Below are 14,621 nucleotides of genomic sequence, written 5' to 3'. Positions count from 1 at the left end.
GCCCCTAACGTCCCCCTCGACTACACATAGCACAGAAGTAGCCGCCTCTATCCCAACGCTTTGGGCTCTAGCTGCCCGCTGGGTAGTCGCTGAGGCTGCTGATGTTGCGCCGTCGCAAGCTGGGCGCTGTCCGCCTCACCAAGCCCGTCAGCACGTTGCCAGGGCCAATCTCCCACACCTCTTGAACGCCGTCGGCAGCCATCTGCAGCACCGTTTCTCGCCACCGCACAGGGGCTGTCATCTGGGCCAGCAGCGCCTGTTTGAGGGCTTGGGGATCGCGGCTGGCCGTGGCGGTGCAATTGCTATAGACCGGCACCCGGGGTGTCTGAAACTCAACTTCCCGCAACCGGTGGGCAAACTCTTCTGCTGCTGCCTGCATAAAAGGGGAGTGGAAGGCGCCGCTGACTTTGAGGGGAACGGTGCGCTTGGCCTGCAACTGCTCACAGACAGCCTGCACCCCCTCCACCGAGCCGCTGATTACCACCTGCTCTGGGCTGTTGTCGTTGGCAATGGTAACGTTGGGGGTCATCTGGCAGAGGTGCTCCAGCTTGGTGCGATCAAACCCAATCACCGCTGCCATGCTGCCAGGGGGATCCCCTGCCCGCTCCATCAGTTGGCCTCGTAGGCTCACCAGCCGCAGGCCGGTTTCAAAATCAAACACTCCAGCGGCATAGAGGGCACTGTACTCCCCCAGGCTGTGGCCAGCAGTGCAGCCAGGCGTCTGGCCCTGGGCATAGAGGTAGTCGCTCAAGAGGGCCGACACGGTAAACAAGGCTGGCTGCGTATAGCGGGTCTGGTGGATCTGCTCTTCGGAAAGGGCCAAGGGATCCCACCCCAGCACCTCCCGCGCCAAAGCCAACTTCTGGGCAGCTCCTGGCCAGTCTTGGAGATCCCTTCCCATGCCCACCACTTGGGATCCCTGACCAGGATAGATCCAGGCAATGGTCATCACCACCCCTCCCGAGCTCATCGGCCCCAGCGAAAGACAATGGCCCCCCAGGTGAGGCCGGCGCCAAAGCCCGCCATCACCCCCAGATCTCCATGGCCAAACCGCCCTTGACCAATCCATTCGGCTAGAGCAATGGGGATCGAGGCGCCTGAGGTGTTGCCGTAGCGCTCCAGGACGCTGGCCACCTGCTGGGTCTGCAGCTGCAAGCGCTTGGCCACGGCATCGAGGATGCGCTGGTTGGCCTGGTGGATGAAGTAGCCCTGGACTGCCTCGGCTGGAATCCCAGCCTGAAGGAGGGCTTTCTCGATAATCTCCGGCACCGCCTGGACGGCAAACTTATAGACCTCGCGGCCGTTCATGACGATGGGGCAACAGCGGTACTGCCCCACCCGCAGGGATCCCACCAGGGGCTTAGCTTCAGTGGCCATGGCCAAGCTAAGTAGCTCGCTGCCCTTGCCATCGCTGCGCAGCTCAATGCTGAGGATCCCATCGGCTCCCACCTCTCCCGCTTCCAGCACCACTGCCCCTGCTCCATCCCCAAACAAAACGCAGGTGGCGCGGTCTGTCCAGTCGACGGCGCGAGAGAGCACATCGGCTGCCACCACCAGCGCCCGCCGGTACAGCCCAGTTTGCAGAAACTGGGCCGCCGTGGCCACCGCAAACACAAACCCCGTACAAGCTGCCGTTAGGTCAAAGGCCACTGCCCGACTTGCCCCCAGGGCTGCCTGCACCCGCGGGGCCGAGCCAAAGCGATCGACAGCGGTGGAAGTGGCTAGCAGAAGTAAGTCCAGCTCCTGCGGCAGGATCCCAGCTTGATCCAGAGCAGCTCTTGCCGCCTGGGCCGCCAGATCCACTACACTCAGCTCCGGGGGCAGAATGCGCCGCTGGCGAATGCCGGTGCGAGGCCAAATCCACTCATCAGAAGTGGCAACAATCTGGCTCAGGTCATCGTTGCTCAGGCAGGGATCCGGAAGAGCAGCCCCTACCCCCACTAGGCGTACGCTGGGGAGGCGGTTGTTGGGCATGGGCACTACCCTTCCCCTCGCTCTAGGGATCCCAACGGCAAGGGACCGGAGGTGTTCCCAGGGCGCTGCTCGGTGCTGGCTTCAGGTTCGCGAGGGTCAACCATTTCCGCCTGCAGTCGCTGCAAGACTTTCTGCTCTGCCGCCTCTTTGGCTAGACGAATGGCGTGGTACACCATTGGCGCCTTGGAGCTGCCGTGGGTAATGACGCAGATGCCGTTAACCCCCAGGAGCAAGGCGCCCCCATACTCCACGTAGTCCATGCGCCGCTTTACCTGCTGGAGGTTAGGCTGGAGCAGCCAGCAACCCAGCTTGCCGCGCCAGCCCCGGGGCAGCTCTTCCCGCAGCACCTGAGTGATCACCTGGCCGACGCTTTCAGCAAACTTGAGCAGGGCGTTGCCGACAAAGCCGTCGCAGACCACCACGTCAAAGTCCCCGGTCAACACGTCTCGCCCCTCCGCATTGCCGGCAAAGTGGATCCCTGGCAACTGGGCCAGGCGCTGGTGGGTGGCTAGGGCTAGATCGTTGCCCTTGTTGGGTTCCTCGCCGATGTTGAGCAGGCCGACCCGCGGCTTCTCAATCCCCAGGACGCACTGGCAGTAGAGGGATCCCATGCGGGCAAACTGTTCCAAAAAGCGGGGCCGGCAATCCACGTTGGCACCCACATCCAGCAACAGCACCGGCTTTCCTTTGAGGGTAGGCAAAAGGGCGGCGATGGCTGGGCGGTCGATCCCTGCCAGGCGACCCAAGTGGAGATAAGCGGCCGCCATTGCCGCACCCGTGTTGCCGGCAGCCACCACTGCATCCGCCTGCCCAGCGCGCACCTGCTGCATGCAAATGTTGATGGAGGCTTTCGGCTTTCTGCGCACCGCCAGAGGCTCTTCGGCCATGCCCACCTCTTCCTCAGCAGGCACGAGGGCAACTTTAGGCGGCAGGGGCCGGGGTAAAAAAGGCTCGAGGGCCTCTAGCCGACCTACCAGTGCAATCTCCACTTGCAGCTGCTGTTGGGCCAGTAGGGCGCCCTTGACAATCTCCGCGGGAGCGTAGTCGCCCCCCATGGCATCAACCGCAATTCGCACGAGTTGACCTCACCCTGCAACCCTTTTAGTCAGCCGACCTTGCGGATCGCCGCTCTCTAGATCCCGTCAGCCGCAAGGGGCTACCGAATTCTACCAAAAAACTGGATCCAAAGCCCTGCCCCCTGGCCACCTGCCCCAGGGCGGCTTTGCCCCCTACAGCGATAGGGCAGTCACCTACAGGCTGCTAACTCGGAGCCTCTTGGTCAGATTTCCTAGGAAGAGCAGCTATCGCTCTGCCTAGGCGTTCACGCTGGAGACGATGAGGTACACCACGAAGAGAAACAGGGCTACCAGCGCTATAGCTCGATCCCTCGCCAACGCTAATCGTGTGCCCACCTGCCCAGGGATCTGGTTGCCGTTCGTAAACCTCCATTCTAGGACGTTCTCCCATAGCTGGCTTCAGCAACAAGGCAAGGTGGGGCTTCGGACTCGGAGCTAGGCAGAGCCACCAGCAGAGCCTCCAGCAGCCGCTGCACTCGGCTCAGGCGCAGGCCCGCATCGGCCAAGACGGGGCTGTTGGGGATGATGGCGTGGCGGAAGCCCAGCTTGCTCGCTTCCTTGAGGCGCTGCTCCAACTGGGCCACCGGGCGCACCTGTCCTCCCAGGCCCACTTCGCCAATCACGACGGTGAAGGGATCCACCTGGCGATCCCGGAAGCTAGCGGCCACCGCCACGGCCACCCCCAAGTCGGCAGCGGGCTCGGCCACCTGGATGCCCCCGGCGGAGGCGACGTAGGCATCGTACTTGGAAAGCGGGATCCCTACCCGTTTTTCTAGCACTGCCAAGATCTGTAGGAAGCGGTTGAGCTCGATGCCCGTAGCAGTGCGGCGGGGGGAGCTGTAGCTGGTGGGGCTGACTAGGGCTTGCACCTCTACCACCAAGGGGCGAGTGCCCTCCCAGGCGACGATAGTAGCTGTTCCCGGCGTAACCTGATCCCGACTGCTTAAAAAAAGCTGCGAGGGATTGTCCACCTCCACCAAGCCAGAGGCAGTCATCTCGAAAACGCCAATTTCCTGGGCTGCCCCAAAGCGATTTTTGACGGCGCGCAACAGGCGGTGGCTCTGGAAGCGATCCCCCTCAAAGTACAAAACTGTATCCACCAGGTGCTCCAACACCTTGGGCCCGGCCAGGGATCCATCCTTGGTTACATGGCCAACGATGAGCAGGGCCACCCCCAGCTTCTTGGCCACTCGCATCAACAGGCCGGCGCATTCCCGCACCTGGGAAACGGATCCCGGTGCTGAGCTGAGCTGCCCCCAGAAGATGGCCTGAATGCTGTCGATGATCGCCACCTGCGGCTGTAGGGCCTGGATCTCGGCCACAATGGCCTCCAGCTCGGTCTCGGCCAAGAGGTAGAGCTGCTCGCTTTCTACCCCCAGCCGCTCGGCGCGCAGCTTAATCTGCTGGGCTGACTCCTCCCCCGACACATACAGGGTGGGCTTGTGCTTGGCTAGATGCGCGGCAGTCTGCAGCAGGAGGGTGCTCTTGCCAATGCCTGGCTCCCCGCCGATGAGCACCAGGGATCCCGGCACAATGCCACCCCCCAGCACCCGATCAAACTCGCCAAAGCCAGAGGAAAGGCGAGGGTGGCGATCCGAGCACACCTGGGTGATGGGGAGAGCTAACTGGGGGATCCCGTTGGTGCGGCTAGGCGGGGGAACAAGACGCTGCAGGGGCCTAGACTTGGGGGAGGAGGTGACGACTACCTCCGTCAGCGTGTTCCAGGCGCCACAGTTGTCGCAGCGGCCAAAAAACCTAGGATAGCGCTCGCCGCACTGGCTGCACTCCCAGACGGTTTTGGTCTTGGCCATGGCTGGCAACTCCTAGCCTTGGGAAGCGGCGGTGACAGGAAGGGGCACCTCCGGCAAGACCAGGGATCCACACTGGGCGTGGTGGCGCAGCAGATGGTCGCAGAGAACTATGGCTACCATCGCCTCCACCATCGGCACTGCCCGCGGCAAGACACAGGGATCGTGGCGTCCCCGCGCCGCCAAGACAGTCTCCCGGCCGTCGAGGGTAACGGTGTTTTGGGGCTGGCGAATAGTGGCAGTGGGCTTGAAGGCCACCCGCAGGACGATGTCTTCGCCATTGCTGATGCCCCCTTGGATGCCGCCGGAGCGGTTGCTGCGGGTGCGCCAGCCGCTGGGAGTCATGTAAAACTCGTCGTTGTGCTGCTTGCCGGTCAGGTAGGTGCCGGCAAATCCCGACCCAATCTCAAACCCCTTGCTGGCGGGCAGGGACATCACCGCCTTGGCCAGGTCGGCTTCCAATTTGTCAAACACCGGGCAGCCCAGGCCGCGGGGCACATGGCGGGCCACGCACTCCACCACTCCCCCCAGGGAATCCCCTTCCCGTGCTGCTGCTTCAATTTTCTGGATCATGGCCGCCGCTGCTTCTGGGTCGGGGCAGCGGACAATGTTGGCTTCCACCTGCTCGGCTGTTACTGAGCTGGGATCCACCTGGGCCTCCACGTCTTTGACCCGTTGCACGTAGGCCAGGATCTCCACCCCTGCCGCCAGGCGCAGGATCTTCTTGGCAATGGCTCCGGCAGCCACCCGGCCAATGGTCTCCCGCGCTGAGGCCCGTCCTCCCCCCTGCCAGTTGCGGATGCCGTACTTGGCCTGGTAGGTGGCATCGGCATGGGAAGGGCGAAAGGTGGTGGCCATTTCGCTGTAGTCCTGGGGGCGGGCGTCCTGGTTGCGCACCAGGATGTGGATGGGCGTGCCCAGGGTAAAGCCCTGAAAAACGCCAGAGAGGATCTCGCAGCGGTCGGCTTCCTGGCGGGGAGTTGTGATTTGGCTCTGGCCGGGACGGCGCCGATCCAGCTCTGCCTGAATGTCGGCCTCGCTCAGGGGCAGCCGCGGTGGGCAGCCGTCCACCACCACCCCCACCGCCCCACCGTGGGACTCCCCGTAGGTGGTGACAGAAAACAGGACGCCGAAGGTGTTGCCGTTGGCCATGGGATCCCGTTGAAAATCCCCCTGTGCTGATAGCTTTATTCTGCCCTAGGCAACTGCTGGGCGGCGCGGTGCAACTGACGGCAGCTGGCAATTCCCCACAACACCAGGTGAGGATCCCAGCGCAGCTCTGGGTCGAGGGGGCGCAGGTGGGGATAGAGCAGCTTGCCATCGCCGCCAGTTAGCAGCAGCGGGCCTTGGGGAAAGCGGCGGCGCCAGTCGGCAAGGAACTCCCGCAATCCCGCTAGCAGCGTATGAAGGATGCCGCTGTGGATGGCGGCCACGGTGTCCCTGGCCCAGCGGGGGGGCAAGGGATCTGCCGGATCCCACTGCACTTTGGGCAGTCGGGCGGTGTGGTCGGCTAGGGCTTGCGCCTGCAGCCCTAGGCCAGGCAGGATTGCCCCTCCCACCAGGGATCCCTCAGGGTCAGCTCCCGTCAGGGTTAAAGCAGTGCCGGCGTCGATGACCAAACAGGGCCAGCCGTAGCGGATCCCAGCGGCCCACAGAGCTAGTGCCCGATCCAGCCCCAGGCTTGGGTAGGGATCCCGCAGCGGCACCTGCGACAACTCCAGGCAATGCACCCAAGGAGATGCCGGCGGCAAAGGGGCAGAGCCGACAGCAGCTAGCCACAGCTCCGTCTCTTCTGGCCAGGCCAAGGGCTGGTGGGTGGGAAACTGCTCTACCTTGACTAGGTTCTCTCCGGCAAACCAGCCCCAGCGCACATGGGTGTTGCCCAGCACGGCGGCTAGCCACAAGTCTGCTTGGGCCTTAGAACTCATGCAACGGCTCTGCTTCCATTGGCCCGGCAAGCTGCCATTTTCAGTAGGCGCCTTGAGTCCCTCTAGGCGAGACCCTAGGCTAGGCTGCGCCCCCGCTGCTGCAAGTACTTGAAAACGGTGTTCAAATCTTTGTCGCCCCGCCCAGAGCAATTGACCACTACCCGCTGCTGGGGGCCAAGTTGAGGGGCTAGGGTCTTCAGGTAGGCCAGGGCGTGGGCCGTCTCTAGGGCGGGGATGATTCCCTCCAGGCGCGACAGCAATAGCAGCGCCTCCACCGCCTCGTCGTCGGTAACTGCGTAGTACTCAGCCCGCCCAATCTCCTTTAAGTAGCTGTGCTCCGGCCCCACACCGGGGTAATCCAAGCCAGCGCTGATGGAATGGGCCTCCTGCACCTGGCCCTCTTCATCTTGCAGCAGGTAGCTCATGGCCCCGTGCAAGACCCCAATGCGACCGCGGCTGAGGGTCGCGGCATGGCGGGAGGTGTGCAAGCCCTCCCCGGCAGCCTCGATGCCGATAAGCCGCACCTGGGGATCCTGAACAAACTCGTTGAACAACCCCAGGGCATTGGAGCCGCCGCCTACACAGGCCAGCAGCACGTCCGGCAGGCTTCCCCATTTCTCTTGACACTGCTGCCGCGTCTCCTGGCCGATGATATCGTGAAAGGTCCGCACCAGCTTCGGGTAGGGGTGGGGTCCGGCCACCGTGCCGATGACGTAGTGGGTGGTCTCCACGTTGGTTACCCAGTCGCGGATGGCCTCGGAGAGGGCGTCTTTGAGGGTGGCTGTGCCTGATTCGACCCCCCTTACCTCAGCGCCCAGCAGGCGCATCCGCTGCACATTGGGGGCCTGCCGCTCCATGTCCACTGCCCCCATGTAGATGACGCATTCCAGCCCAAAACGAGCACACACCGTTGCCGTGGCCACCCCATGCTGGCCAGCGCCAGTCTCGGCAATGATCCTTCGCTTGCCCATGCGCACCGCCAGCAGCACTTGGCCAAGGGCGTTGTTGATCTTGTGGGCACCGGTGTGGTTGAGATCCTCCCGCTTCAGGTAGATCTGGGGGCCGCCGTAGTGCTCGGTAAGCCGCTGGGCAAAGTAAAGGGGGCTGGGCCGCCCGACAAAGTCCCGCAGTAGGCTGTGAAACTCGGCGCGAAAGTCGGGATCCCGCCAATGCCGCTCAAAGGCTTCCTCCAGCTCTGTGAGGGCACTCATCAGGGTTTCCGGCACAAACCGGCCCCCAAACGGCCCAAACCGGCCCTGGGGATCCGGACGCACCCTCGGGTCAAGGGGATCCAAAGCAGCAGGATGGGCAGCAGTAGCTGGGGAAGTCGTGGTCATGGCAGAGGGTTAGCAGGAGTTTGGCAGCCGGCAATAGGAGATAAACTTCCCCAATTCTACAGAACTCTCAGGAAGGAGATGGGCCGACCTCTTTGTAGGGAAAAGATTTCCGGAGTCCTCGGATTTTGGTTTTGGGCGCAGCCTTCTCCAAGAGCAGCCTACACTTAGGGGTATGGAGAGGGCTACCGATCGCGTTAGCGGGACGGAGTCCTTGTTAAGAAGATCTGCCGCGTGCCTAGCCTGTCTGCTTGCTGGGCTCAGCTTGGTGAGGGAATCTCAGCCCAGTTAGGTTTTCAACCCTACATCAATGCCCGCTTTGGCTACCGCATCGACTACCCGGCAGACTTTATCCCCCAAGGGGAAGCTGACAACAGCGACGGCCAGGTATTTATCGGGAATCGGGAGCTGAGCTGCGCGCTTGGGGCGGCTACAACGTCTTTCAAGCAACGCCTGCCAGCGCCTTGCAAGAAGAGCTGCGCCGCAGCCGATCATCCGACGCCGGGTTACCTACCAAGTTGCCGGTCGGGATTTCTTGGTGATCTCTGGCTACGAACCAGACGGTCAGCGGATTTTTTACCTCAAAAAGCTTGTCCGACCTTCCCTGCAAGCCGGCTTTGAATTCGTGTACCCGGCCAACCGGCGCGAGCGCTACGACCGGGATGTGGAAGCTATAAGCCGTTCCCTGAGCCTTGTGGATCCCTGAGCCCAAACCCAAGTTGCGGCATGATCGTAGGGATCCCTGGCAAAATTCAATGGCCGAGAGACCGCTGGACAATTGGCTGCAGGAACGCATGCAGGCCGTTGGCCTCTTCTCATGGCGGGCCTTGCAAGCACGGGCAGGGATCAGCCGCCGTGCCCTCGATCAAGTGCGCCAGGGGAAGTGGGGATCCCTGCGTCTGGAGCAACTACAAAAGCTGGCTGCCGCCCTGCAGTGGGATTTGGGATTCCTGCTGCGCCTAAACGGACATGACAAAATGGGATCCACCGATTCCCCAGAAGTCCTCTTCTCCCTGCTGCAGCCGCTGCTTACTAGCTACCCCACCGTTCGCGAAATCGCCCGCCGCAAGCCCGATTGGCCGGCCCAAAACGTAACGGCTCTCTTTCGCTCCTTGGATGCCCTGCTGCAGCACTGGGGGTATGAGCCCATCGGCAGCCCTCTTGAATCTGTCCCCTTCGACCCGCAACTGCACCAGCCGGATCAGCCGGATATTCGGCCAGGGGATCCCGTCTACATCCGCTTTGTTGGCTATCGCCGGGGAGACTATATTCTCTGCCCTGCCAAAGTCAGCCGCTCTCTGCCCGGAGGATGGAGCTGATGGCACCTGTCTCCAAAGCGACGCTAGCCATTGACTTTGGGACCAGCAATACGGTGGTGGCAGTTTGGGATCCCGTCCAAGCAGCGCCCCGCCTGCTCAGCTTTCCCGGTCTTTCCCGGCAGGAGCAAGCCCACTCGGCCATTCCCAGCTTGGTCTATGTGAAGGGCAAAAACCAGCTCCTCGTAGGGGAAACCGTGCGCGCTGGTCGTTGGGGAGCGGTGGATCCGCAGCGGCTGTTTCAGGGCTTCAAGCGGGAGTTGGTAGCAGAGTTTGTGCCTCCGCCGCGAGTTCTGGATGGGGAGCGCTACGACGCTGAGAGGGTGGCCCAGGCTTTTTTGCAGGCGGTGATGGAAGCTGTCCAGAAGGAGGGCCTGCAGCCGCAACAGGTGGTGTTTACAGCCCCTGTCGGCTCCTTTGAGCGCTACTTGAACTGGCTGCGGAGGGTGGCCGGCGCCTGTGGCTGGGATCCCATTCAAATCGTGGACGAGGCCACTGCCGCTGCCCTGGGCTATGCGGTCGGCCAGCCGGGATCCGTGGTGCTAGTGGTGGATTTCGGCGGCGGCACCTTGGATCTCAGCCTAGTGCGCACCCTGGCCCCCCAGGCAGGTAACTCCGTTCTCAAGGCGGAGGTGATTGCCAAAGCCGATGCCTACGTAGGCGGGGTGGACATCGACATCTGGATTGCCGAATACCTGCTGGGACAACTGGGGTTGAGCCGACAGCAGCTTGGGGCCCTGAGCTGGATTACGCTTTTGGAGCAGGCAGAGCAGCTCAAGATTGCCCTTTCCACTCAGCCCGAGGCCGTGAGCAGTTGGTTTGACGACGAGGCCCTGACCGCCTATGAGCTGCGCTTGGATCGGCAGGCGCTAGAGGAGATTTTAGAAGCCCACCAGCTCTTGGATCAAATCCGCCAGTCCCTAGACGATGTCCTCCTCACCGCCCAAGCAAGGGGGTTGGCCAAAAGCCAAATTGAGCAAGTGCTTCTGGTGGGAGGGAGCTCCCAACTGCCGGCAGTCCAAGAGCTGCTCCGCTCCTACTTCGGCAAAAAGAAAGTCCGCTGCGAACGCCCCTTCGATGCCGTGGCCCTGGGCGCCCTGCAGGTGGGCTGCCAGGTGAAGCTGGAGGATCGCCTCCACCACAGCTACGCCATCCGCCTCTGGGATCCCTTGCAAAAAAGCTATATCTACTACCCTTTGTTCGAGCGGGGCAGCCCCTACCCCTGCCGGCGCTCCGAGCCCTTGATCTTGCAGGTGGCCAACGACGGCCAGACCGAAGTTCGCCTCGATGTGGGGGAAGTGGCCCAAGTGGCCCAAGCCGAGGTGGTTTACGACGAGCTGGGGCGCATGAGCAGCCGCCAACTTACCCGGCAAACCGATTTCCGATCCCTGACCCCTGGTACTGAGCCAGCTTGCCTGGCCCGCCTGCAGCCCCCTGGGCGAGTCGGGGAAGACCGCCTGCGGGTAGAATTTGCCATCGACGCCTCGCGACGCCTGCTAGCCACCATTATCGACTTGCAGACTCAGCAGCTTTTGGTAGAAGCTCAGCCCGTAGCCACCTTGAGTTAGAGAATTCTACCCGGCCCGGACTTGCCTGGGTTTCCTGGTGAGCCAGCGGTGGGAACGCCAGCGCCGCCAAGGCCGCCCAGAAAACGGGTATTGTAACCTTGCTTTTTGGCTTGGTTAGGACGATGGTGTTGAGAACCCAGTTTTAGCTTTTGGCCTTCTACCAGCAGCAACTTTTCCATGGTGAAACAGCCGTTTTGCCAAAGTCCACCCTCCTGCCAAAAAGGGAGGGATCCCTAGCTAGGGATCCCTCTTCCAAGACCCACCGAGACTAGAGTTAGTCGCGCTCAACGTACAAAAAGAGCACAGCCATGGCTACTGCCGGCAGCAGCCAACCAACAATGGGGATGAAAATCCAAGGAAGGTAAGCGGCAGCGTAAGAACCGGTCATAGTCTTGCTCCCCTCCAGTGCCTTGACAAGCTTGACAACTAATTCACCAGTCCTCGGAAGATGGCATCGATCCCGGCAAAGTTCTCCAAAAGGAAGTAGGCAGCAAAGGCACCACCCATACCTCCCAGGAAGAACCCCGCTGTTAGATCCCCCCAGCCGCGGGCTGTGGACAAAGGATTAGCTCCTGGCGTTTCTGGCTTGTTTCCAAAGGTAACGCTGCCATAGGCCGACATACAGGCGGTTCCCAACAGCACAATGGCCATTGCCGTAACCAGTCCGCCCAAATTGGCTGCCCCAGGATAATCGCGAAGCGGGCCTAGAAGAATCTCCGGCCCCACCAGGAAGTAGCCGTGGGCCAAGCCAATCTCCAGCCCCCGCAGCAGAGGAGAGAGGCCGCGGCGGTTAATGGCAAGATTGTTGATAAACAGACGGGTGACAGGAGAATCGCTAATGGGCGTTGAAAGATGCCCCTCGCAGGGATCGTCATTGAAGGTGCGAACGTAATCCATGTCCGAAGATCCTGCCTGGAATTTTGGGATTCATTCTACGGGGCCTCAGCTCTCCTCCTAGCAGCCGCCGTCCGGATCGTTAAAAAAGTTCATGCTCGCTTAACAGAGATATAGACCCTCATCAAGGGATCCGTTTTTGCCTGCGCCTCCCCAGTCCTTGACTTTTTCCTAGGCAAATAGCTTTTCCCAGCACCACTGCTGCCCAGGTGTTTCTAGGATCCTGTAAAAAAACCTAGCTGAAGTGCAGCTAGGTCAAAAGAATACGGCTCCTACCGCGAGATCCTCCCCTCCATAAATCAAGCCAAGGGGCACTCCAAAATAAAGGTACGCAAAGGTTGACCTTTGCGCTCTGGTCTAACGACGCCGTGCCACCCCACTGGATAAGACAGGACGGCGAGCTGCGCCGCACGGCCACTCTTCCCCTTCACGCGAGGTAGAAGGAGACAGAGCGAGGCTTACTGCTCCTCGCCCTTCCCTATTTCTCTAATCTAAACTACACCGACGATCCAAGACCGGTATAGGAGCCGTAGAAGAAGAGTCCAACCACCGTAATCACCCCCAGCCCAACAACCACAGCCACTATCCACAGGGGGATCCTTGCTTGACTGGTCATAGCAACTGACCTCCAAAAGAACCGAAAGGAGATTACACTCCTAGCTTCCAGCAAAAACGGGTTTGCACTGATCCCTGCAGTCCTTCCTCAACTGTTAGAAGTAGGGATGACCCTCGCTTCAGTTGAGAAAGTAGCTAGAAAACAACAGGCCAAGCACAAACACCAACAACAAGCCCAGGTATAGGGAGGTGCGGTTTAGCTCTACCGGCTGGGTATTAGGGTTCTTTTCAGGTTGATCAGCCATAGGGGTTCACCGTTGAATAAACTGCATTGCCGCAATGGCTCCCAGAAAGAAAACAGTTGGGATGGCCAAAGTATGCACTGCCAGCCAGCGGACAGTAAAAACAGGGTAAAAAACAGGCTCGTCAGCATCAGGTTTAGTAACTGGTTTAGTTGCCATCGCTCAGACCTTGCCTCTTTTACAAACTGTAACAGTTGCGAAGTTGCTGCCCTCACCCCGTTCTAGCGCGTCAACCTCTCCAGCTGCTCAAGAGCGTTGAAGCGGTCGCTTACAATGGGCAACTCCTGACGCTCTGCAGTGAAATACTCATTGGGGCGCGGCGTGCCAAAAATATCATAGGCTAGGCCCGTGCTCACAAAAAGCCAGCCTGCCAAAAACAAGGCGGGAATGGTCAGGGCGTGAATGACCCAGTAGCGGACACTGGTAATAATGTCAACAAAAGGTCGTTCCCCGGTGTTGCCAGCCATGAAACTCCTCCCTGCGGTAGGGGCAAAAGCGCTTTTTGAACTTTTTGAGGCTATACCTCAATCATAAGGACTTCGAGACACAACTACAAGTTAAAGCCGGATCCCGTCCTAACCTGCAGGTGGGAGAAGGTGAAGTAACAGAGCGTGCCACCCTGGATTCCCCGCCCATGGATCCCTGTCTGATTCCTGTCAAGCTTCCCCACGGCTCCTACGACATCGTCATCCAATCTCCAGAAGGCCCTAGGGGCCACAACCTCATCCACTTGGGATCGCAGATGCGAGCCAGAGGACTTGCCGGCAAGGCGCTGGTGGTGAGCCATCCGGGCATTGCCAAGCACTTTGCCGAAAAGTTGATGCAGGGCCTGCAACAAGCAGGATTTGCTGCCCATCTTTTTCTTTTGCCTGCTGGCGAGCGCTACAAAACCCTGCGCTCGGTGGCCAGGATCTACGACGCCGCCTTGAGCTTTGGCCTGGAGCGCTCTTCCACTCTCATTGCCCTGGGAGGCGGGGTCATCGGGGATATGGTTGGGTTTGCCGCTGCCACTTGGCTGCGCGGGATCCCTTGGGTGCAGGTGCCCACTTCGCTTTTGGCCATGGTGGATGCGGCCATTGGCGGCAAGACCGGCGTCAACCATCCTGGTGGGAAAAATCTCATTGGGGCCTTCTACCAGCCGCGCCTGGTGTGGATGGATCCAACGGTGTTGCAGACCCTGCCCCGGCGGGAGTTTACCTCTGCCCTGGCCGAAGTGATCAAATACGGTGTCATCCAGGCCGCCGACCTGTTTGAGTTTCTGGAAAAGCAGCCCAGGCTAGGCCGCTACACCGATTTTGCCCCCTCAGACTTGCACTATCTGCTGCGGCGTTGTGCCGAGTGCAAAGCCTGGGTGGTGCAGCAGGACGAACGCGAAGGGGGCTTGCGGGCCATTCTCAACTACGGCCACACCCTTGGCCATGCCCTAGAAACCGTTACCGGCTACCGCCGCTACCTACACGGGGAGGCTGTCGCCATCGGCATGGTAGCTGCCGGGGAGATTGCCCGTCGCTTAGGCTGGTGGAGTGCCACCGAAGCCGAACGGCAGCGGCACCTGATCGAGAGGGCAGGGCTGCCCAGCCACTGGCCTGCCGGGATCCCTTGGGAGGCTGTCTTGCAGGTCATGCAGGCCGACAAAAAAGTTAAACAAGGACGGATCCGCTTTGTCTTGCCGCGCCGGATTGGCCAAGCGGAGCTGACCGATCAAGTTGAGCTAGCCGATGTGCAGGCTGCTCTGGCTTCGATGACGGAAACCTCTTGAACCGCTCTGAAAGACTTATACAACGCTGGACAAAAGCGGACTTTTGCTCCAAGTTGACGCTTTCTTCCTGCTTCCACGACCCGTAGCTAGTGGCAGAGCTTACCCCT

17 protein-coding genes are annotated in these 14,621 nt (G+C 60.9%); 4 read left to right on the top strand and 13 right to left on the bottom strand.

The genetic code is table 11. The annotated features are described in order from the left end of the window. Positions 1-67: 67 nt before the first annotated feature. From fabD to trpB, 7 genes are all read right to left on the bottom strand, one after another. The gene (gene fabD, locus NW808_RS08065; RefSeq protein WP_414406145.1) at positions 68-949 is read right to left on the bottom strand and encodes an ACP S-malonyltransferase; all 882 of its coding nucleotides are present in this window, start codon (positions 947-949) and stop codon (positions 68-70) included. Between the two features lie 17 nt (positions 950-966). Beyond that, positions 967-1,974: a beta-ketoacyl-ACP synthase III gene (locus tag NW808_RS08060; protein WP_414420857.1), complete on the bottom strand. Its 1,008-nt coding sequence runs from the start codon at positions 1,972-1,974 to the stop codon at positions 967-969. Between the two features lie 5 nt (positions 1,975-1,979). Then, a complete protein-coding gene (gene plsX / locus NW808_RS08055; protein WP_414420856.1) occupies positions 1,980-3,050 on the bottom strand; it encodes a phosphate acyltransferase PlsX in 1,071 nt (356 codons plus the stop codon). A 374-nt stretch (positions 3,051-3,424) separates the two neighbouring features. Continuing rightward, positions 3,425-4,861, bottom strand: coding sequence for a DNA repair protein RadA (radA, locus tag NW808_RS08050; RefSeq protein WP_414420855.1), 1,437 nt, complete (start codon positions 4,859-4,861; stop codon positions 3,425-3,427). 12 nt (positions 4,862-4,873) lie between these two features. Then, a complete protein-coding gene (gene aroC, locus NW808_RS08045) occupies positions 4,874-6,010 on the bottom strand; it encodes a chorismate synthase (protein ID WP_414410827.1) in 1,137 nt (378 codons plus the stop codon). 35 nt (positions 6,011-6,045) lie between these two features. Further along, a complete protein-coding gene (locus NW808_RS08040) occupies positions 6,046-6,786 on the bottom strand; it encodes a pantothenate kinase (RefSeq protein ID WP_414420854.1) in 741 nt (246 codons plus the stop codon). 74 nt (positions 6,787-6,860) lie between these two features. Then, the gene (gene trpB, locus NW808_RS08035) at positions 6,861-8,123 is read right to left on the bottom strand and encodes a tryptophan synthase subunit beta (protein WP_414420853.1); all 1,263 of its coding nucleotides are present in this window, start codon (positions 8,121-8,123) and stop codon (positions 6,861-6,863) included. Between the two features lie 418 nt (positions 8,124-8,541). Between trpB and NW808_RS08030 the strand changes: the two genes are divergently transcribed. From NW808_RS08030 to NW808_RS08020, 3 genes are read left to right on the top strand one after another with little or no spacing between them, the layout of a single operon-like run. Then, entirely contained in the window at positions 8,542-8,826 is a 285-nt protein-coding gene (locus tag NW808_RS08030) for a hypothetical protein (protein ID WP_414420852.1), read from the top strand. Positions 8,827-8,875: 49 nt separating this feature from the next. After that, the gene (locus NW808_RS08025; RefSeq protein WP_414420851.1) at positions 8,876-9,439 is read left to right on the top strand and encodes a helix-turn-helix domain-containing protein; all 564 of its coding nucleotides are present in this window, start codon (positions 8,876-8,878) and stop codon (positions 9,437-9,439) included. Next, positions 9,439-11,004 (top strand): Hsp70 family protein, encoded by a 1,566-nt coding sequence (locus tag NW808_RS08020; protein WP_414420850.1) that lies wholly within the window; start codon positions 9,439-9,441, stop codon positions 11,002-11,004. Before NW808_RS08025 ends, NW808_RS08020 begins: the two co-directional genes overlap by 1 nt. A 274-nt stretch (positions 11,005-11,278) precedes the next feature. Here the strand turns inward: NW808_RS08020 and NW808_RS08015 are convergent, their stop codons facing one another. The 6 genes from NW808_RS08015 to psbE form a co-directional block, all read right to left on the bottom strand. Further along, positions 11,279-11,392 (bottom strand): photosystem I reaction center subunit VIII, encoded by a 114-nt coding sequence (locus tag NW808_RS08015; protein WP_414395550.1) that lies wholly within the window; start codon positions 11,390-11,392, stop codon positions 11,279-11,281. Positions 11,393-11,430: 38 nt separating this feature from the next. Further along, positions 11,431-11,901 carry a photosystem I reaction center protein subunit XI gene (locus NW808_RS08010; protein ID WP_414395552.1) on the bottom strand — a complete coding sequence of 157 codons (471 nt, stop codon included), beginning with the start codon at positions 11,899-11,901 and terminating at the stop codon, positions 11,431-11,433. Positions 11,902-12,394: 493 nt separating this feature from the next. After that, positions 12,395-12,514, bottom strand: coding sequence for a photosystem II reaction center protein J (locus NW808_RS08005; protein WP_414410832.1), 120 nt, complete (start codon positions 12,512-12,514; stop codon positions 12,395-12,397). Between the two features lie 118 nt (positions 12,515-12,632). After that, the gene (locus NW808_RS08000; protein ID WP_414395556.1) at positions 12,633-12,758 is read right to left on the bottom strand and encodes a photosystem II reaction center protein L; all 126 of its coding nucleotides are present in this window, start codon (positions 12,756-12,758) and stop codon (positions 12,633-12,635) included. Positions 12,759-12,764: 6 nt separating this feature from the next. Next, the gene (gene psbF / locus NW808_RS07995) at positions 12,765-12,914 is read right to left on the bottom strand and encodes a cytochrome b559 subunit beta (RefSeq protein ID WP_414395558.1); all 150 of its coding nucleotides are present in this window, start codon (positions 12,912-12,914) and stop codon (positions 12,765-12,767) included. A gap of 62 nt (positions 12,915-12,976) precedes the next feature. Beyond that, entirely contained in the window at positions 12,977-13,222 is a 246-nt protein-coding gene (gene psbE, locus NW808_RS07990; RefSeq protein ID WP_414360519.1) for a cytochrome b559 subunit alpha, read from the bottom strand. A gap of 167 nt (positions 13,223-13,389) precedes the next feature. Between psbE and aroB the strand changes: the two genes are divergently transcribed. Then, on the top strand, positions 13,390-14,514 hold the full coding sequence (gene aroB / locus NW808_RS07985; protein ID WP_414420849.1) for a 3-dehydroquinate synthase: 1,125 nt from the start codon (positions 13,390-13,392) through the stop codon (positions 14,512-14,514). Positions 14,515-14,621 lie beyond the last annotated feature (107 nt).

Origin of the sequence: Synechococcus sp. W70.1, assembly GCF_047461515.1 — a bacterium.
GTDB lineage: Bacteria > Cyanobacteriota > Cyanobacteriia > Thermostichales > Thermostichaceae > Thermostichus.
Note: the sequence above shows the minus strand (reverse complement) of the source record. Positions and strands in the feature narration are given on the sequence as shown.

What these genes read in the sequence shown, in the direction of transcription:
- fabD (WP_414406145.1), bottom strand. Translation starts at nt 949, where the DNA reads ATGACCATTGCCTGGATCTATCCTGGTCAGGGATCCCAAGTGGTGGGC.
- NW808_RS08060 (WP_414420857.1), bottom strand. Translation starts at nt 1,974, where the DNA reads ATGCCCAACAACCGCCTCCCCAGCGTACGCCTAGTGGGGGTAGGGGCT.
- radA (WP_414420855.1), bottom strand. Translation starts at nt 4,861, where the DNA reads ATGGCCAAGACCAAAACCGTCTGGGAGTGCAGCCAGTGCGGCGAGCGC.
- aroC (WP_414410827.1), bottom strand. Translation starts at nt 6,010, where the DNA reads ATGGCCAACGGCAACACCTTCGGCGTCCTGTTTTCTGTCACCACCTAC.
- NW808_RS08040 (WP_414420854.1), bottom strand. Translation starts at nt 6,786, where the DNA reads ATGAGTTCTAAGGCCCAAGCAGACTTGTGGCTAGCCGCCGTGCTGGGC.
- trpB (WP_414420853.1), bottom strand. Translation starts at nt 8,123, where the DNA reads ATGACCACGACTTCCCCAGCTACTGCTGCCCATCCTGCTGCTTTGGAT.
- NW808_RS08025 (WP_414420851.1), top strand. Translation starts at nt 8,876, where the DNA reads ATGGCCGAGAGACCGCTGGACAATTGGCTGCAGGAACGCATGCAGGCC.
- NW808_RS08020 (WP_414420850.1), top strand. Translation starts at nt 9,439, where the DNA reads ATGGCACCTGTCTCCAAAGCGACGCTAGCCATTGACTTTGGGACCAGC.
- NW808_RS08015 (WP_414395550.1), bottom strand. Translation starts at nt 11,392, where the DNA reads ATGACCGGTTCTTACGCTGCCGCTTACCTTCCTTGGATTTTCATCCCC.
- NW808_RS08010 (WP_414395552.1), bottom strand. Translation starts at nt 11,901, where the DNA reads ATGGATTACGTTCGCACCTTCAATGACGATCCCTGCGAGGGGCATCTT.
- NW808_RS08005 (WP_414410832.1), bottom strand. Translation starts at nt 12,514, where the DNA reads ATGACCAGTCAAGCAAGGATCCCCCTGTGGATAGTGGCTGTGGTTGTT.
- NW808_RS08000 (WP_414395556.1), bottom strand. Translation starts at nt 12,758, where the DNA reads ATGGCTGATCAACCTGAAAAGAACCCTAATACCCAGCCGGTAGAGCTA.
- psbF (WP_414395558.1), bottom strand. Translation starts at nt 12,914, where the DNA reads ATGGCAACTAAACCAGTTACTAAACCTGATGCTGACGAGCCTGTTTTT.
- psbE (WP_414360519.1), bottom strand. Translation starts at nt 13,222, where the DNA reads ATGGCTGGCAACACCGGGGAACGACCTTTTGTTGACATTATTACCAGT.
- aroB (WP_414420849.1), top strand. Translation starts at nt 13,390, where the DNA reads ATGGATCCCTGTCTGATTCCTGTCAAGCTTCCCCACGGCTCCTACGAC.